General features: G+C 72.1%; 1 protein-coding gene. It reads right to left on the bottom strand.

Annotated elements, in window-relative coordinates; translation table 11 throughout:
* Window positions 1-46 precede the first annotated feature (46 nt).
* Entirely contained in the window at window positions 47-20,509 is a 20,463-nt protein-coding gene (locus tag ACK1X7_RS07150; RefSeq protein WP_413114782.1) for a type I polyketide synthase, read from the bottom strand.
* Between the last annotated feature and the right edge of the window lie 201 nt (window positions 20,510-20,710).

Raw genomic sequence — 20,710 nt, 5'->3', positions numbered from 1 at the left:
CAAGAGCCTCGTGGGTGAAATCGGTGAGCGGAGACGAGACGGGGAATCAGTCCACGCCGAACTCCTGGTCGATGAAGGCGAACACGTCGTCGGCGTTCGCCGTGTCGAGTCGTTCGGTGACGGTTTCGCCGCCCGCGCCGTTGGCCTCGATCTCGGCGACCTTGGTGGTCATCCGCTGTAGCCGCGAGGTGATCCGGGCGCGTTCGATCTTCTCCTTCGGCAGCGCCGCCAAATGTGCTTCCAGCCGCTCCAGCTCGGCCAGCACCGAGTCCACCGACGAGGTGTCGGTCTGGCCGAGTTCGGTGCGGATACGGCGCGCCAGCGCACTGGGCCGCGGGTGGTCGAACACCATCGTCGCGGGCAGCTTCAGCCCCGTGCCGGCATTGAGGCGATTGCGCAGCTCCACCGCCGTCAGCGAGTCGAATCCGATCTCGCTGAACGGACGGTCCCCGGTGGCATCGGCGCTCGCGTGTCCGAGTACGGCCGCGGCCTCGGCCTGCACCAGCTCGGTGAGCAGCCGCTCCTGGTCCCCGGGGCTCAGCCCGGCCAGCCGTGCGATCAGCTCCGTCTGTCCCGCGCCGTCCTCGTGTGTGTCCTCGGTCAGCAGGTCGATGACATCGGGCAGTCCCCGCAGCAGAGGCCGGAACCGGGCCAGGGTGTAGCCGGGGGCGAACCGTTCCCAGTCGATGTCGGCCACCACCCCGTGGGCGGTGCCGCTGCCCACGGTGTGCGCCATCGCCAGCGCCGCCAGCCGCGGGTCCATGGTCATCAGACCCGTACGGCGCCACTGCGCGCCCATCGCCTCGTCGATCGTGCCAAGGCCGCCACCCCAGGCGCCCCACGCCACCGACGTGGCCGCCAGCCCCCGTGCGCGGCGGCGCTGCGCCAGCCCGTCGAGATAGGCGTTGCCGGCGGCGTAGGCGCTCTGGCCGCCGCTGCCCCAGGCCGCCGCTCCGGACGAGAACAGGACGAAGGCGTCCAACTCCCGTTCCCCCAGCAGATCGTCGAGGTGCCGCGCACCGGCGATCTTCGCCCGGCCGATATCGGCGAACTCGGCGAGTGTCATCTTCGACAGCGGCTTCTCCGGCAGCGCCAGCCCCGCGGCGTGGACCACGGCCGACAACGGCACGTCATCCGGAATCTCCGCCAGGACGGCCGCGAGCTGGTCCCGGTCGGTCACATCACACGCCGCGATGGTCACGTCCGCGCCCAGCGCGGTCAGCTCGGCCTCCAGCTCCGCCGCGCCCGCCGCCTGCGCACCCTGACGGCTGAGCAGCACCACACGCCGGGCGCCGTGACCCGCGGCCCAACGGGCCACGTACGAGCCGAGTCCGCCGGTGCCGCCGGTGATCAGCACCGTGTCCCGTGGCTGCCACGCCGGTGCCGACGTCACCGGTTCGCGCCGCATCCGCCGGGCGAACACCCCCGACGCGCGCACCGCGACCTGGTCCTCCGCGTCCACTCCGGCAAGCACCGAGCACAACCGGGCAAGGGCCGTATCATCCGGCGTCCGCGGCAGATCCACGATCCCACCCCAGGTGGACGGCTGATCCAGCCCCTGCACCACGCCCATTCCCCAGGCCAGCGGCTGGAACTCGCTGGTCACCTCGGAGGGTTCACGCACGGCGACCGCGCCACGCGTCAGGCACCACAGGGGAGCGGTGAGCCCGATCTCCTCCACGGCCTGCATCAGCGCCACGGTGGCCGCCACGCCCCGGGAGAGCGTGCCGGGTTCGCAGGTCCGCTCGTCCCATGCCAGCAGGGACAGCACCCCGGCGTACTCGTCATCGGAACCCGACATCCGCTCCCGCAGGAGGGCGGTCACCTCCGCCCGCTCCACCGTGTCCACCTCGACCACCACGGGATCGGCGCCGTGCGCGGCCAGCGCGGCGATCACGCCCGTCACCGCGGTGTCGCTCGTCTGCGGTGAGGCCACGGCCACCAGCCACGCTCCTGGCAGTACGGGCGCCTCCCCGCTGGCCACCGGATCCCAGGCGATGCGATACGACCAGGCGTCCACGGTGGACTGGTCCTGGTTGCGGCGCCGCCACGACGTCAGCCCCGGCAGGACGGGCTCCAGCGCCTTCTCCTCGACGCCGAGGGAATCGGCCAGGGAGGCGAGGTCGCCCCGCTCCACGGCCTCCCAGAACACACCGTCGGCCACCGCCTCCGGCACCTCGGACGGTGTGAGCCAGTAGTGGTGGTGTTGGAAGGCGTAGGTGGGGAGGGGCGTGGGGTGGGGGTGGGTGGCGGAGTAGAGGGCTGTCCAGTCGGGGGTGTGGCCGTTGGTGGTGAGGTGGGCGAGGTTGGTGAGGAGGCGGGTGGGGGTGTCGTCGTCGCGGCGGAGGGTTCCGGTGATGGTGGTGTTGGAGGTGTCGTTGGCTTCGAGGGTTTCTTGGATGGCGGTGGTGAGGACGGGGTGGGGGCTGATTTCGATGTAGGTGCGGTAGCCCTGGTCGGCGAGGGTGGTGATGGCGGTGTGGAACTGCACCGTTTGGCGCAGGTTCCGGTACCAGTAGCCGCCGTCGAGGGTGTCGGGTTCGATCCACTGTCCGGTGACGGTGGAGAGCCAGGGGATGGTTCCGGGTTCGGTGGTGGTGTCGGCCAGGGTTTGGTGGAGTTCGTTCTTGATGGTGTCGACGTGTCCGGTGTGGGAGGCGTAGTCGACGGGGATGATGCGGGCTCGGATGTCCTGGTCGGTGTAGTGGGCGTGGAGTTCGTGCAGAGCGTCGATGTCGCCTGCGACGACGGTCGCCTGGGGGCTGTTGTGCGCGGCGATCCAGAGCTTGCCCTGCCACGGGGTGAGGTCTTCCTCGACCTGTTCCCGCGAGGCGAGGACGGACATCATGCCGCCGTGTCCGGCGAGGTGGTCGGCGATGATCTGGCTGCGCAGGGCGACGATTTTGGCGGCGGCGTCGAGGGTGAGGTGTCCGGCGACGCAGGCTGCGGCGATTTCGCCTTGGGAGTGGCCGGTGACGGCGTCGGGGTGGATACCCATGGATTGCCAGAGGGTGGCGAGGGAGACGACGACGGCGAAGGTGGCGGGCTGTACGACGTCGACACGGTCGAGCGAAGGGGCATCGGGTGCGCCGGTGATGACGTCGATGAGCGACCAGTCGGTATACGGGGCCAGCGCGTCGGCGCACTCGTGTAGCCGGGTGGCGAAGGCGGGGGAGGTGTTGAGGAGTTGTGCCCCCATGCCCACCCACTGGGCTCCCTGGCCGGGGAAGACGAACACGGTCTTGCCATCCGTCCCGGTCTGCCCGGTGACCAGGAGCGGGTCGGGCCGTCCCTCCGCCAGGGCACGGACGGTCGCCGTGCCCTGCTCGGTATCCGTGGCGAGGATGACCGCGCGATGATCGAGGGCGGCGCGCGTGGTGGCCAGTGACCAGCCCACGTCCACCGCACGCGGAGCGTCCCCGGATTCCAGGTGGCTGACCAGACGCTCGGCCTGAGCCCGCAGCCCCGCAGGGCTCTTGGCGGACAGCACCCACGGCACCACACCGCCTGTGGCCACCAACCCAGGAGCGCCCGTCTCCGCCTCGGGCACAGCCACCTCCGGCCCCTGCTCCAGGATCACGTGTGCGTTCGTCCCGCTGATGCCGAAGGAGGAGATTCCGGCGCGGCGAGGGTGTCCCGTCTCCGGCCAGGGTCGGGCCTCGGACAGCAGGGACACCGCCCCCGACGCCCAGTCGACCTTGGTGGTGGGCTCGCCGGCGTGCAGTGAGGGCGGAAGCATGCCATGCCGCATCGCCAGCACCATCTTGATGAGGCCCGCGATGCCCGCGGCGGCCTGCGTGTGGCCGATGTTGGACTTCAGCGAGCCGAGCCACACGGGTTCGTCCCCCGGGCGGTCCTGGCCGTAGGTGGCGAGCAGTGCCTGTGCCTCGATGGGGTCGCCGAGGGCGGTGCCGGTGCCGTGTGCCTCGATCGCGTCCACGTCGGCCACTGTGAGCCCGGCGTTGGACAGGGCCTGCCGGATCACTCGCTGCTGGGAGGGCCCGTTCGGAGCGGTGAGGCCGTTGCTCGCCCCGTCCTGGTTCACCGCGGTGCCACGGATCACGGCCAGTACCTCATGGCCGTTGCGGCGGGCGTCCGAGAGCCGTTCCAGCAGCACCAGACCGATGCCCTCGCTGAAGGTGGTGCCGTCGGCGCCCTCGCTGAAGGACTTGCTACGGCCGTCCGGCGCGAGCCCGCGCTGGCGGGAGAAGCTGATGAAACCGCCGGGCTTGGCGATCACCGTCACGCCACCGGTGATGGCCATCGAGCACTCGCCCGCCCGCAGCGCCTGTACGGCCAGATGCAGCGCCACCAGCGACGACGAGCACGCCGTGTCCACCGTCACCGCGGGGCCTTCGAGGCCCAGCAGATAGGCCACTCGGCCGGAGGCCACACTCGTGGTGCTGCCGGTCATCAGGTAGCCCTCCAACTCCGGCGGGGGCGCCTCGGAGTGGGCGATGTATCCCTGGTCGATGACCCCGGCGAACACCCCGATGGCCTGTCCGCGCACGGACATCGGGTCGATGCCCGCCTGCTCGAACAGCTCCCATGAGGTCTCGGCGAGCAGTCGCTGCTGCGGATCCATCGCCAGCGCCTCGCGTGGCGAGATGCCGAAGAACTCGGCGTCGAAGTCACCGGCGCCGGTGAGGAAACCGCCCTCGCGTACGTAGGACTTGCCCACGGCGTCCGGGTCGAGGTCGAACAGCGTCTCCACGTCCCAGCCGCGGTCCGTGGGGAAGGGGCCGATCGCGTCCCGGCCCTGGGACACCAGATCCCACAGCTCCGCGGGGCCGGTGACCTTGCCGGGCAGTCGGCAGTTCATCGACACGATGGCCACCGGGTCGTCCGCCGGGGCCACCGCCGAAGCGGGCGCCGACGTCGACGGGGAGGCGGGGGCGGCCGTGTCTCCGGCCACCACGGACCGCAGATGTCCGGCCATCGCCTCCGGTGTCGCGTAGTCGAACACGACCGTCGCGGGCAGGCGCAGCCCGGTCGCGCCGGCGAGCCGGTTGCGCAGTTCCACCGCGATGAGCGAGTCGACCCCGATGTCGCTGAACGCGCGCCTGGCGTCCACGGCGTCCTTCCCGGTGTGCCCGAGCACGGTCGCCGTATGGTCCCGTACCAGGTCCAGCAGTAGCCGGTGCTGATCGGCCTCGGACAGCGCCGCCAGCCGGGCCGTCAGACCGCCTTCGCCGGATTGGCCCGACGTGGACCGCAGGGTGCGTCGGGTCGGCCGGACGAGCCCGGTGAGCAGCGGCGACACAGCGCCCGCGGCGGACTCGTGTGCGCCGGGGTCCAGCTTCGCCGGTACCACCAGGGGCAGCCCCAGGCCGAGGGCGGAGTCGAAGAGGCTCAGGGCGTGCTCGGTGGTCATCGGGCGGACGACACCGTGTCGGGTGCGATCCCGGTTGGCCGTGATCAGCGCGGCCGACAGCTCGCTGGTCTCCGCCCACAGGCCCCAGGCCAGCGACAGCCCGGCCAGCCCCGCCGCGCGCCGCTGCTGTACGAAGGCGTCGAGGAAGGTGTTGGCGGCGGCGTAGTTGGCCTGGCCCGCGTTCCCGAGGATTCCGGCGGCGGAGGAGTACACGGCGAAGAGGGCCAGGTCCTGGTCGCGGGTGAGGTCGTGCAGGTGGGTGACCGCGTCGACCTTGGGGCGGAAGACGGTGTCGATGCGGTCGGGGTCGAGTGTGGTGAGGGTGCCGTCGGCGAGGGTGCCGGCGGTGTGCACGATGCCGGTGAGGGGGTGGTCGGACGGGATGCCGGCGAGGAGTGCGGCGAGTTGGCCGCGGTCGGCGCTGTCGCAGGCGGTGATCCGTACTTGTGCGCCCAGTGCGGTCAGTTCGTCGTGAAGGTCGGCCGCGCCGGGGGCGTTCGGCCCCTGGCGGCCGGTGAGGACCAGGTTGCGTACACCGTGGTGGGTGACGAGGTGACGGGCGATGGCAGTGCCGAGGGTGCCGGTGCCGCCGGTGATCAGTACGGTGCCGTCGGGGTCGGGGGTGCGCGGGAGAGTGAGCACGATCTTGCCGGTGTGGCGGCCCTGGCTCATCCAGCGGAACGCGTCGGGGGCGCGGGTGATCTCCCACGGCCGGGTGGGCAACGGAGGGATCAGGCCCTGCTCGAACAGGTCCACCAGCTCGACCAGCAGTTCCTGGATGCGATCCGGCCCCGCGTCCGCGCCCAGGTCGAACGCGCGATAGGTGCGGTCCGGGTGCGTCGCGGCCACCTCGTCCACGTCCCGGATGTCGGTACGTCCCATCTCGATGAAACGGCCACCGGGGTTGAGCAACCGCAGCGAGGCGTCGATGTGTTCGCCGGTGAGGGAGTTGAGGACGATATCGGTGGTCGGGAAGGTGTGGGCGTAGGCGAGGTCGCGGCTGGAGGCGCGCCGTTCCGTGGCCACCCCGAGCTGTTCCAGGCTGTGGTGTTTGGCCGGGTGGGCGGTGGCGAGGACGGTGGCGCCGAAGTGGTGGGCGAGGTGTACGGCGGCCATGCCGACTCCACCGGCTGCGGCGTGCACCAGCACCGTCTCGCCCGGCTGGACATCGCCCAGATCCCGCAACGCGTACAGCGCGGTGAGATAGGCGACCGGCACCCCGGCCGCCGCCGTGAACGACCAGCCGCGCGGCATCCGCACCACCGTCCGCCGGTCCGCCACCACCAGCGGCCCGAACGAACCGGGCAGCATGCCCATCACACGGTCGCCCACGGCCAGATCCGCCACGCCCGGGCCGACCTCGGTCACCACGCCCGCGCCCTCGGTGCCGATCTCCGCCTCGTACATGCCGAGGGCGATGAGCACATCGCGGAAGTTCTGACCGGCGGCGCGTACCGCGATCCGCACCTGGCCCGCCTCCAGCGGCGCCTCCGCCCGAGGGTGGGGCACCAGGGCGAGGTTCTCCAGTGTGCCGTGTTCGGTGACGTCCAGATGCCACGCCGCGGTGGCCGGGACCGCCAGGCCCGGGCGCGCTCGCACCAGGCGGGGCACCCACGCGATTCCGCCACGCAGCGCGAGCTGGGGTTCCTCCGTGGCCAGCGCGGCGGGCAGGGCCTCGGCCGACCGGTCGTCGGTGTCGATCACGCACACCCGGCCCGGGTGCTCGGCCTGCGCGGCGCGCACCAGGCCCCACACCGCGGCGGCGGCCGGGTCGGTGACCTCGGTGTCGTCATGCACCGCCATGCCACCCCGGGTGAGCAGCACCAGACGGCTGTCGGCGAGTGCGTCGTCGCTGATCAGACGCCGTATCGCGGCCAATGCCCGGCCGGTCAGCGCACGGGCACGCTCCGGTAGTTCGCCGCCCTCCGCGGTGTATGCCCGGGTGTCGGCGACGACCACCGGCGGCCACGTGTCCTGGTCGGGCACGGCGTCCAGCGCCGCCCACGCCACCTCGTCCCGGGCCAGGGCATGTTCGGTCCACTCCACGGTGAACTGGGAATCCGCGGTGGACGAGGCCGATGTGGTGCGGAGCTGCTCCGCGGTGGTCTCCCTGAGCACCAGCGACCCGACGGTCACCACGGGCACCCCGTGCGGATCGGTCGCGTACAGGGACAGGTTGTCCGGCCCGGTGGAGGTGACCCGCACCCGTAGGGCGGTGGCGCCGTCGGCGTGCAACTGCACACCGTTCCAGGAGAACGGCAGATACGTCCCGCCGGCGGGCTCGTTGCCCGGGCAGAAGTTGCTCGCGTGCAGCGCCGCGTCCAGCAACGCCGGATGGATGCCGAAGCGGCGCGCGAGGTCATGCTGCTCCTCGCCGAGGGTGACCTCGGCGAACACATCACCGTCGCGCGTCCACGCCGCGGTGAGACCGCGGAACACCGGACCGTACTCATAGCCTGCCTCGGCCAGGCGGTCGTAGAAGCCCTCCAGGGCAACGGGTTCCGCCCCGGCGGGCGGCCACTGCCGCTCCGCCTCGACAGGTACGAGCGCCTGCGCGGACAGGATGCCGGAGGCGTGCTCGACCCAGGGCTCGGACTCGTCGCCGCGGGAGTAGACCCGCACCGTACGGCGCTCATCGTCCTCGGCCGCGCCGACCAGGACCTGCACCTGAAGCGAGCCGTCCTCGGGGAGAAGCATCGGCTGGCCGAGGACCAGCTCCTCCAACACCGGTGTGCCGGTCTCGTCCCCGGCCCGTACGGCCAGTTCCACGATCGCCGTACCCGGCACCAGGGCGACGCCGGACAGCATATGGTCGGCCAGCCAGGACTGCGCCGACGGTGCCAGCCGCCCGGTGAGCAGCACCCCTCCGGTGTCCGGCACGCTGACCACGGCCCCCAGCAGCGGGTGCGCCGCGTCGCGCAGTCCCACGGAGCCGACATCCCCGTGGTGGCCGGTGGCGGCCAGCCAGTAGTGCTGGTGCTGGAAGGGGTAGGTGGGCAGCGGAACTTGGGAGGGTGTGGTTCCGGCGTACGCGGTGGGCCAGTGGACCGGAATTCCGGCGGCGGAGAGCTCCGCGAGGCTGGTGAGGACGCGGTCGGGGCCGCCGTCGTCGCGGCGGAGGGTGCCGGTGATGGTGGTGGGGGTATCGGGGAGGGATTCGGTGGTGTCCTGGATGGCGGTGGTCAGCACCGGGTGGGTGCTGACCTCGATGAAGACGCGGTGGCCGTGGGTGAGGAGGGCTCGGGTGGCTTCTTCGAAGCGGACGGTGTCGCGGAGGTTGCGGTACCAGTAGTCGGGGTCGATGTGTGTGGGGTTGGCCCAGTCGGCGTCGACGGTGGACATCCAGGCGGTGTGGCCGGGTGTGGCGGTGATGCCGTCGAGTACGTTGTGCAACTGGTCTTTGATGGTGTCGACGTGTCCGGAGTGTCCGGCGAAGTCGACGCCGGGGAGTTGCCAGCGGTAGACCTTGGCTTTGGAGAGGGTGGTGCCGAATTCGGCGAGTGCGTCGGGGTCTCCGGATACGGAGACGGATGCGGGGCCGTTGACGGCGGCGATCCATAGGTGTCCGTGCCAGGGTGCGAGTGTTTCCTGGACCCAGGTGGGGGATGCGAGGACGGACATCATGGCGCCGTGTCCGGTGAGGTGGTGGGCGATGGTCTGGCTGCGGAGGGTGACGATTTTGGCGGCGTTGGTGAGGGTGAGGTGTCCGGCGACGCAGGCTGCGGCGATTTCGCCTTGGGAGTGGCCGATGACGGCGTCGGGGTGGATGCCGTTGGCCTGCCAGAGGGCGGCGAGGGAGACCATGATGGCGAAGGTGGTGGGCTGGAGGACGTCGACGCGGTCGAGCGAAGGGGCATCAGGCGCGCCGGTGATGACGTCGATCAGTGACCAGTCGGTGTAGGGGGCGAGAGCTTTGGCGCATTCGTGGAGGCGGGTGGCGAAGACGGGTGAGCTGTCGAGGAGTTGGGCTCCCATGCCTGCCCATTGGGCGCCCTGGCCGGGGAACACGAACACGGTCTTGCCGTGGGTGGTGGCGTGGCCGGTGGTGAGGCGGGGGTGGGGTTGTTCGGTCGCGAGGGCGGTGAGGGCGGCCGTGGCGTCAGCGCCCTCGGTGTCGGTGAGGATGACCGCGCGGTGGTCGTGGAGGGTGCGGGTGGTGGCCAGGGACCAGCCGATGTCGAGGGGGCGGTCGGTCACCCCGGACTCCAGGTGGTCCAGGAGCCGTTGAGCCTGAGCCCGCAGGGCCGTGGCGGTCTTGGCGGACAGCACCCAGGGCACGCTCCCGCCGGTCGCCACGAGCCCGGGAGTGGCCATGCCGTCGTCCGCCTTCGGCGCGGCTTCGGGCTCGGTCTCGGTCTCGGCCTGGGGTTCGGGCTGAGGGGCCTGCTCCAGGATGAGGTGGGCGTTGGTGCCGCTGATGCCGAAGGAGGAGATTCCGGCGCGGCGGGGGTGTCCGGTCTCCGGCCAGGGCCGGGCCTCGGTGAGCAGGGACACCGCGCCCTGGGACCAATCCACTTCCGGTGTGGGCTCGTCGGCGTACAGGGAGCGCGGAAGCGTGCCGTTCCGCATCGCCAGCACCATCTTGATGACGCTGGACACGCCTGCCGCGGCCAGCGTGTGCCCGGTGTTCGACTTCAGCGAGCCGAGCCATACGGGCTCGTCCCCAGGACGGTCCTGGCCATAGGTGGCCAGGAGTGCCTGGGCTTCTATGGGGTCGCCGAGGGCGGTGCCGGTGCCGTGTGCTTCGACGGCGTCGATGTCGGTGGCCGACAGTCCGGCGTTCGCCAGTGCCTGTCGGATCACGCGCTGCTGGGAGGGGCCGTTGGGGGCGGTGAGGCCGTTGCTGGCGCCGTCCTGGTTCACCGCCGTACCGCGGACCACGGCCAGCACCTCGTGGCCGTTGCGGCGGGCGTCCGAGAGCCGTTCCAGCAGCAGTACCCCGACACCCTCGCTGAAGGTGGTGCCGTCCGCACCCGCCCCGAACGCCTTGCACAGGCCGTCCGGCGCCAGGCCGCGCTGGCGTGAGAACTCCACGAACGCCGACGGCCGCCCCATCACCGTGGCGCCCCCGGCCAGCGCCATCGAGCACTCGCCCTGCCGCAATGCCTGTACGGCCCAGTGCATGGCCACCAGTGAGGAGGAGCACGCCGTGTCCACCGTGACCGCCGGGCCCTCCAGGCCCAGCACATAGGCCACCCGGCCGGAGGCGACACTCGTCGCCGAGCCGGTGAGCATATAGCCCTCGAGGTCCTCGGGAGCGGGACCGCTCCGCACGCCGTAGTCCTGGTTGATGACGCCGGCGAACACGCCGATGTCGCCGCCTCCCACCGCGGTCGGGTCCATGCCCGCCCGCTCGAACACCTCCCAGCAGGCTTCCAGGAACAGCCGTTGCTGCGGGTCCATCGCCAGCGCCTCACGCGGCGAGATGCCGAAGAAGTCCGCGTCGAAACCGGCCGCGTCCTCGAGGAACCCGCCACGCAGCACATAGGAGGTGCCACTCCGGTCCGGGTCGGCGTCGAACAGCGCCTCCAGGTCCCAGCCCCGGTCACGGGGGAAGTCGGTGATGCCGTCGCGCTCTCCGAGCAGCAGGTTCCACAGCCCGTCCGGGTCGGTCACTCCGCCCGGCAGACGGCAGCTCATCGCCACCACGGCGATCGGCTCGTCAGCGGCGGCGCGCACGGTCACCGGGGCCGCCGCGGCGGGTGCCGGGCCGCCGCCCAGCTCGGTGTGGAACAGCTCGGTGAGAAGAGCCGGGGTCGGGTGGTCGAAGAGCAACGTGGCGGGGAGCCGCAGCCCGGTCGCCGCATTCAGCCGGTTGCGCAGTTCGACCGCCGTCAGCGAGTCGAAGCCCATCTCCTTGAACGCCACCGTCGGCTCGATCGCCTCAGGCCCGGTATGGCCGAGGACCACCGCGGCCTCCGCCCGCACCAGGTTGAGCAGGAACTCCCGCTGCCCGGCGGGGGACAGCCCGGCCAACTGCCCCGACAGACCACCGGCCGCCGGGGCCGCGGTCCGCGCGGTGCGGCGCGCCGGGCGGGCAAGACCGCGCAGCAGCGGCGACAACTCGGCGTCCGGCGCGCGCAGGGCGGTGAGGTCGATCTTCGCTGCCACCAGCGCGGGCCGCCCGGACCGCAACCCGGTGTCGAACACCCGCAGCGCCTCGGCGTTGTCCATGCCCAGCACCCCCGCCCGCCGTGTGCGGCGCACGTCGGTGGCGTCCATCGTCGCGGTGAGCGTGCTGGTGTCGCTCCACAGCCCCCACGCCAGCGAGGTGGCGGGCCGATGGCGGGCGTGCCGCCACTGGGCGAAGGCGTCGAGGAAGGCGTTGGCGGCGGCGTAGTTGGCCTGGCCCGCGTTGCCGAGCGTTCCGGCGGCGGACGAGTAGATGACGAAGGCGGCCAGGTCGTGGTCGTGGGTGAGGTGGTGGAGGTGGGTGATGGCGTCGACCTTGGGGCGGAAGACGGTGTCGAGGCGGTCCGGGGTGAGTGCGGTGAGGGTGCCGTCGTCGAGCGTCCCGGCCGTGTGGATGACGGCGGTGAGGGGGTGGTCGGCCGGGATGTCGGCGAGGGTGGTGTCGAGTTGGTCGCGGTCGGCGGTGTCGCATGCGGTGATGTGGACGGTGGCGCCGAGTTCGGTGAGTTCGGTGGTGAGGTCGGTGGCGCCGGGTGCGTCCGGTCCCCGGCGGCTGACCAGCAGTAGTCGGCGTGCGCCGTGCTGGGTGACGAGGTGGCGGGCGACGGTGGCGCCGAGGGTTCCGGTGCCGCCGGTGATCAGGACGGTGCCGTCCGGGTCCAGGGCGCGGGGGAGGGTGAGCACGATCTTGCCGGTGTGCCGCCCCTGGCTCATCCAGCGGAACGCCTCGGGGGCGCGGGTGATGTCCCACTGCCGCACCGGAAGCGGCTCGATCCGGCCCGCCTCGAACAGTTCCACCAGCTCAGTGAGCAACTCCCGGATCCGGTCCGGCCCCGCGTCACCTCCCAGGTCGAACGCCTGATAGCCCACACCGGGATGTGCCGCGGCGACCACGGCGGGATCGCGGATGTCGTTCTTGCCCATCTCCACGAAGCGGCCACCGGTGCCGAGCAGCCCCAGTGAGGCGTCCACATACTCGCCGGTGAGGGAGTTCAGCACCACGTCCAGCGCGGGAAACGCCGAGGCGAAGCCGAGGTCGCGGCTGGACGCCAGATGCCCCTCCGGCACCCCCAACGCGGTCAGCACATGGTGCTTCGACGGATGGGCGGTGGCATACACGAGGGCGCCGAAGTGCCGCGCCAACTGGACGGCGGCCATGCCCACACCGCCCGCGGCGGCGTGCACCAGCACCGTCTCACCCGGCTGCACATTGCCCAGGTCCCGCAGTCCGTACAGCGCCGTCAGATAGGCCACCGGCACTCCGGCGGCCGTGGCGTACGACCACCCCTCGGGGATCGGCGCGACCGTTCGCGCGTCCGCGGTGGCCAGCGGGCCGAACGAGCGCGGGAACAGACCCATCACCCGGTCGCCCACGGCCAGGCCCTCGACCCCCGGCCCGACCTCGGTCACCACACCGGCGCCCTCGCCGCCCAGACCCTCCTGACCCGCCACGCCGCCGAGCGCGACGAGCACGTCCCGGAAGTTCTGACCGGCGGCGCGGACCTCGATCCGGACCTGACCGGTGGCCAGCGGCGCGGTGGCCTCCGGATCCGGCCGCAGCACCAGGTTCTCCAGGCTGCCCTTCTCCGAGACGTCGAGGTACCAGTGCTCGTGGGCGGGTACGGCGAGACCCTGCGACGACCGCACCAGACGCGGCACCCACAGCAGCCCACGGCGCAGCGCCACCTGCGGTTCGCCGGACGCCACCGCCTCGGGCAGCGCCTCCCGCGACGCGTCGTCGGTGTCCACCAGGGCGATCCGGCCCGGGTGTTCGGACTGGGCGGAGCGGACCAGGCCCCAGATCGCGGCGGCGGCCGGATCGGTGACCTCGGCGGTGTCGTGTACGGACACCGCCCCACGGGTGAGCAACACCAGCCGGACGTCGTCGAGTTCGGGTTGGGCTAGCCATCGCTGCACCAGGTCCAGCGCGCGGGCGGCCAGGTCCCTGGCCCGCGTGGGCAGCTCGGTGTCCCCGGCGGCCCAGGCCGTGGTGTCGGCGACCACGGCCCCGGGGCGGTCCTCTCCCGCGATGAGCGCGTCCATGGCTGCGTCCACGTCGGCGTGGGCGTGGGTGTCGCCGAGGGTGGTCCAGGAGACCTCGGTCCCCAGGGCGGTGGGGTGCTCGGTCCAGTCCACCGTGAACAGCGCATCAGCGGACCGATCGGCGCCGCCGGACGCGGCGGCGAGCTGCTCGGGACTGATCGCCCGGAGCACCAGGGAGTCCACCGAGGCGACGGGGGAGCCGGTACTGTCGTACAGGCTGATCGTGAACGAATCCGGGCCGGTGGCACGGGCGCGCACACGGACGGCCGTGGCTCCCGCCGCCAGCAGCCGTACGTCGTTCCACACGAAGGGGAGCAGCGTCTGGCCCGGGACCGGGGGCACACAGAAGTTGCTCGCGTGCAACGCGGCGTCCAGCAGTGCCGGGTGGATGCCGAACCGGCCGGCGGCCTCCGTCTGCTCCTCCGGCAGCGCGGCCTCCGCGAACACCTCGCCCACTTCGCCATCGCGCTTCCAGACCGCCTTCAGCCCGCGGAACGCGGGGCCGTACTCGTACCCGGCCTGGGCGAGGTCGTCGTAGAAGTGATCCAGAGCGATCGGTTCGACACCGGGCGGCGGCCACTCGGCCATGCCGTCTTCCCTGCCACCCTCGGCCGAACCGTCCGGCTGCGTGGCGAGCGTGCCCGAGGCGTGCTCCAGCCATTCCTGTTCCTGGGCCGCGTCGGGGCGGGAGTAGATCCGTACCCCTCGGCGCCCGTCCTCCTCGCCGCCGACCAGTACCTGGACGTGCAGCGCACCGTCTTCGGGCAGTGTCATCGGCTGGCCGATGACCAGTTCTTCCAGGGTGGGGGTGGCGGTCTCGTCTCCGGCGCGGATGGCGAGTTCGGCCATCGCGGCGCCGGGCAGCAGGACGGTTCCGGAGACGGCGTGGTCGGCCAGCCAGGGGTGGGTGGCCACCGACAGTTGCCCGGTGAGCAGCACACCACCGGTGTCGGGCACGCTCACCACGGCCCCGGCCAGCGGGTGGCCCGTGCCCTGGAGGCCCACGGCACTCACATCGCCTGTGGTGGTGTTGCGGCGGAGCCAGTAGTGGTGGTGTTGGAAGGGGTAGGTGGGGAGGGTGATGCGGGTGGGGTGTGTGCCGGTGAAGAGGGTGGGCCAGTTGACGGGTGTTCCGTGGGTGGTGAGGTGGGCGAGGTTGGTGAGGAGGCGGGTGGGGGTGTCGTCGTCGCGGCGGAGGGTTCCGGTGACGATCGCGTTGGGGGTGTTGTGTGTTTCGAGGGTTTCTTGGATGGCGGTGGTGAGGACGGGGTGGGGGCTGACTTCGATGTAGGTGCGGTAGCCCTGGTCGGCGAGGGTGGTGATGGCGGTGTGGAACTGCACGGTCTGGCGGAGATTGCGGTACCAGTAGGTGCTGTCGAGGGTGTTGGGTTCGATCCACTCCCCGTCGACGGTGGAGAGCCAGGGGAGGGTGCCGGGCTCGGTGGTGGTGTCGGCCAGGGTTTGGTGGAGTTCGTTCTTGATGGTGTCGACGTGTCCGGTGTGGGAGGCGTAGTCGACGGGGATGATGCGGGCTCGGATGCCTTGGTCGGTGTAGTGGGCGTGGAGTTGGTGCAGGGCTTCGGCGTCGCCTGCGATGACGGTGGCGTTGGGGCCGTTGTGTGCGGCGATCCAGAGTTTGCCGTGCCAGTTGGTGAGGTCGATGGTGTCGGCGGGGGTGGCGAGGGACATCATGCCGCCGTGTCCGGCGAGGTGGTCGGCGATGATCTGGCTGCGCAGGGCGACGATTTTGGCGGCGTTGGTGAGGGTGAGGTGTCCGGCGACGCAGGCTGCGGCGATTTCGCCTTGGGAGTGGCCGGTGACGGCGTCGGGGTGGATACCCATGGATTGCCAGAGGGTGGCGAGGGAGACGACGACGGCGAAGGTGGCGGGCTGTACGACGTCGACACGGTCGAGCGAAGGGGCATCGGGTGCGCCGGTGATGACGTCGATGAGCGACCAGTCGGTATACGGGGCCAGCGCGTCGGCGCACTCGTGTAGCCGGGTGGCGAAGGCGGGGGAGGTGTTGAGGAGTTGTGCCCCCATGCCCACCCACTGGGCTCCCTGGCCGGGGAAGACGAACACGGTCTTGCCATCCGTCCCGGTCTGCCCGGTGACCAGGAGCGGGTCGGGCCGTCCCTCCGCCAGGGCACGGACGGTCGCCGTGCCCTGCTCGGTATCCGTGGCGAGGATGACCGCGCGATGATCGAGGGCGGCGCGCGTGGTGGCCAGTGACCAGCCCACGTCCACCGCACGCGGAGCGTCCCCGGATTCCAGGTGGCTGACCAGACGCTCGGCCTGAGCCCGCAGCGCCGCAGGAGTCTTACCGGACAGCATCCACGGCACCACGCCGCCCGTGGCCACCAGCCCAGGAGTGCCCGCCTCGCTGGCCTCTGCTTCGGGCACGGCCACCTCAGGCGGCGCCTGCTCCAGGACCACATGGGCATTCGTCCCGCTGACGCCGAAGGAGGAGATTCCGGCGCGGCGGGGGTGTCCGGTCTCCGGCCAGGGCCGGGCCTCGGACAGCAGCGACACCGCACCCTGCGACCAGTCCACCTGCGTAGCGGGCCGCTCCGCGTGCAGCGTTTTCGGCAGCGTGTTGTGCCGCATGGCCAGCACCATCTTGATGACACCGGCCACGCCCGCCGCCGCCTGCGCATGCCCGATGTTCGACTTCAACGACCCCAGCCACAGCGGCTGACCCTCCGGCCGCTCCTGCCCGTAGGTGGCCAGGAGCGCCTGGGCCTCGATGGGGTCGCCGAGACTCGTGCCGGTGCCGTGCGCCTCGACCGCGTCCACATCGGCCACCGTCAGCCCGGCGTTCGCCAGCGCCTGCCGGATCACCCGTTCCTGGGAAGGGCCGTTGGGCGCGGTCAGGCCGTTGCTCGCCCCGTCCTGGTTCACCGCCGTGCCACGGACCACGGCGAGCACCTCATGCCCATTGCGGCGGGCATCGGACAGCCGCTCCAGCAACACCAACCCGACACCCTCGGACCAGTTGGTGCCGTCGGCGCCCTCCGCGAACGACTTGCAGCGGCCATCGGGGGCGAGGCCGCGCTGGCGGGAGAACTCGATGAACGACGTCGGCCTGCTCATCACCGCGACACCCCCGGCGAGCGCCAGCGAGCATTCGCCCGTACGCACCGCCTGAACCGCCAGGTGCAGCGCCACCAGGGAGGACGAGCAGGCGGTGTCCACCGTCACCGCGGGCCCGGTCAGGCCCATCGCGTAGGCCACGCGTCCGGAGACGACGCTCCCCGCGCTGCCCACGCCGAGATGCCCCTCCAGGCCCTCCGCCGCCGTCCCGGCGTCGGCCCCGTAATCGTGGTACATCACTCCGCTGAACACACCGACGTCGGTGCCGTGCAGCGAACCCGGGTCGATTCCGGCGTTCTCGAAGGTCTCCCACGCGGTCTCCAGCAGCAGCCGCTGCTGCGGGTCCATGGCCAGCGCCTCGCGGGGCGAGATGCCGAAGAAGGCGGCGTCGAATCCGCCCGCGCCGGTGAGGAAACCGCCCTCGCGGACGTAGGACTTGCCCACGGCATCCGGGTCGGAGTCGAAGAGCCCGGCCAGGTCCCAGCCCCGGTCCTCCGGGAACCCGGCGATCGCGTCCCGCCCGTCGGCCACCAGCCGCCACAGGTCCTCGGGCGTCGCGACCTCGCCGGGCAGGTGGCAGCCCATCGCCACGATCGCCACCGGCTCGTCGGACACCCCGCGCGCCCGCACCGGCGCCCGCACGCTTCGCTTCCCGGTGATCTCCCGCACCAGATGGCGTGCCAGCCCGGCGGGGGTCGGATGGTCGAAGACCACCGTGGCGGCGAGCCGTGCCCCGGTGGCCGCGTTCAGCCGGTTCCTCAGCGCGACCGCGGTCAGTGAGGTGAAGCCGAACGCGCTGAACGCCTGGTCGGCCTCGACCGGGTCGGCCGAGGCCAGCCCCAGCGCCGCCGCGGCGTGCTCGCGCACCAGCGCCAGTGCCATGTGCCGGCGGCCGGACTCGCTCTCGGCGGCCAGCCGCCGCCGGAACTCCGCGGCGGCGGGTTCGTCCGACGCCGGTACGCCGGACGGCGCGTCCACCAGGTGACGCAGCACCGCGGGCACCGGCTCGCCACCCGCCAGCCCCGTCGTACTCGGCCTGAGCAACACCAGTGGGCCCTGACCAGCCGTCAGCGCCGCGTCGAACAGGGCCAGCGCCTCGGGCAGGGGCACGGCACCGGCCACCGGTGCCGTGCCCTGCTCGCCCGGCAGCGGCCCCCAAGCCAGCGCCAGCCCGCTCAGGCCGAGCGCCCGGCGCCGCCGCACCAGGGCTTCGCCGAACTGGTCGACGGCCGCCAGGTCCGGGCGACCCGGCGAGCCCAGCACCCCCGCGGCGGAGGTGACGACGACGAACAGCGCGGGCCCGGCCGTCCGCGTCCGTTCCTCCAGGTGCGTCATGCCGCGCAGCGAGGTGGCGAGCGACCGTTCCGGACCCGGCTCCTCGATGTGTACGGCAGCGGTCACCGGCCGGTCCTGTGCGTCCAGCACCGAGTCCAGCGCCGCCCGCTCGGCCGGGTCGCACACGGCCATCGAGACCTGGGCCCCGTCCCGCGCCAACTCGGTCCGCAACGCGGCCGCCGCCTCTTCCGGCAGGCCATTCGCGCTGAGCAGCAGCAGGTTACGGGCGCCGTACGCGGTCACCAGATGGCGGGCCAGCGCGGTGCCGCGGGCGGTGTCGCCACCGGTGATCACGACCAGTCCGTCCGGGTCCAGGGCCGGGGCGGGCCCCGGCTCCGCCGGGACCGAGATCCGCGTCAGGCGCGGGACCAGCAGCACTCCGCCACGGATCGCCGCCTGGTCGTGCCCGTCCTGTACGGCCCGCAACAGCGCGGCCACCCGACCGTCCTCCCCGGCCCCGCCCCCTTCGTCGTCCACGTCCACCAGCGTCAGTCGGCCGGGGTAGGCGGCCTGGAGCGAGCGCACCACACCCCACAGCGCGGCCGACAGCGGCTCCGGTGCGTTCTCCTCGGAGCCGGTGGCCACCGCGCCAGTGGTGGCCACCACGAACGTCGTCCCGGCCAGCCGGTCGTCGGCCAGCCAGGTGCCCAGCCGGGCCGCCAGCCGGTCGGCCGCCTCGCCAGCCGTGACCCCGGCCTCGTCGGGGACCCCCGCTTCTTCGGGGAGGCCCACCACCTGAGGCGCAACCACGACCACGTCCGGAGCCGCACCGTCATCTCCAGCGACATCGGCCACCGGATCGGCCACGTAATCGGCCACCGGATCGGCCACGTCCACCCCCGCCGCCCGCAGCCCCTCCGCGAGCCCGGCCCCGAGCGCGTCCGCGTCCACCAGCGCCCAGGTTCCGGTCCCGGCCGGGGCGTCCGGCAGCGCGGGCTGCGGCACCCAGTCCAGCCGCAGCAGCGAGTCGTACTGGCCGTCCCCGGCGGCCCGCAGCCGTGCGGGCAGCTCCAGCAGTACGTGCCGGGTGATCTTCCCCGAGGCGGTGCGCGGCACCCGCGCGATCTCGTAGATCTCCTCCGGGACCTTGAAGTACGACAGCCGCTCACGACACGTGGCCAGCAGCGCCGACGGGTCGAAGCCGTCCGGGCCGGGCACCACGAAGGCCACCGGGACCTCGCCGAGCACCGCGTGCGGCTTGCCCACCACGGCCGCGTCCGCCACACCCGGCACGGTGCGCAGCACGGCCTCGACCTCACCGGGGTGGATGTTCTCCCCGGCCCGGATGACGAGTTCCTTGATCCGGCCGGTCACCGTGCAGAATCCGGCCTCGTCACGGCGGCCGAGGTCCCCGGTGCGGTACCAGCCGTCGCGCAGCGCCGCGGCCGTCGCCTCCGGCTGGTTGTGGTACCCGGCCATGATGTTCGGCCCGGACACCCAGAACTCGCCTTCCCGCCCGGCCGGAACGTCGACACCGGTGTCGGGGTCCACCAGCCGCACCGTCAGCCCCGGCACCGGCAGCCCGCACGACCCCTCGACCCGTGGGCCGGTGGGCCAGTTCACCGCGATCGCGCCACAGGTCTCGGTGGATCCGTAGGCGTCGACGAGTGGCACTCCGAAGGTGGCCTCGAACGACCTGACCAGGTCGGCCGTGGCCACCGCCCCGCCCACGAGCGCGATCCGCAGCTCGGGCGTGGCGAAGTCGCGCTCGCGGGCAGCCTCGATCAGATGGTGGTAGAGCGTCGGCACTCCGGCGATGAAGGTCGACCGCTCCTCGCGCAGCGCGTCCAGCACATCGGAGGTCGACACCCCGTCCACGATCCGGGTGCCGGCCCCGACGGCGGTGGCCGCCAGCAGACACACGATGTGCGAGAGGCTGTGGAACAGCGGCAGCGGCCACAGCACACGGTCCTCGGCGGTCAGCCCCGTCACCGGTACGTAGCAGGCGGCCAGGGACCACAGGCAGTTCCGCTGGGTGGACAGCACGCCTTTCGGCAGGCCCGTGGTGCCCGAGGTGTAGAGCATCCAGGCGACTTCGTCCAGGCCCAGGTCGTCGCGGGCCGCCAGGTCCGGCTCCGTGTCCGGCAGCGGCTCGAACGCGATGAAGCCCTTCGGCAGCGGCCCGTCCCCGCTGACCACCACCCTCAGCTCCGGGAACTGTTCCCGCAGCCGGTCGAACTGCTCGGCGTGGGCGACATCGGTGAGCACCAGCCGGGCGCCGCTGTCGGCGAGCAGATAGGAGAGTTCCGCATCGGTCGAACGCGGGTTGACCGGCACCGCCACGCCGTTCGCCCGCAGAACGCCGAAGTAGCTCTCCACCGTCTCGACGCGGTTGCCCAGGCAGATCATGGCGCGGTCGCCGGGGTGCAGCCGCAGTCCGGCGAGATGACCGGCCAGCCGCCGGGTACGGCGTTCGAGTTCGGCATGGCTGACCGTGCGGTGTCCGTCGGAACAGGCCGGCTTGTCACCGAAGCGATCCGCGTTGGCCCGGAGCAGTTCGGGCACCGGCCGGATCAGGTCAGTCCGTAGCATGCCGCCACACCTCTCGGTTCGAAGCAGGGCGCGCGGGAGGAGCGACCGGCCCGCGCGGGATCGCCCCTTGCGCGGGACAGCCGCGCTCCGGTTGCGCGGCCCAAGGGAAAGAAGGCCCGGGAGAGAAAGCTCCAACGAGCTTGAGGAAGCTCGCTGCTGTTGTTGTGATTCTTGTTCCGGCGGCGAGCGGGCCGTCCCCTA

This window comes from Streptomyces sp. CY-1 (assembly GCF_047218265.1).
In the GTDB taxonomy this organism is placed as follows: domain Bacteria; phylum Actinomycetota; class Actinomycetes; order Streptomycetales; family Streptomycetaceae; genus Streptomyces; species Streptomyces niphimycinicus.
The sequence above is the reverse complement of the archived record's forward strand: the minus strand, read 5'-3'. Positions and strand labels throughout refer to the sequence as shown.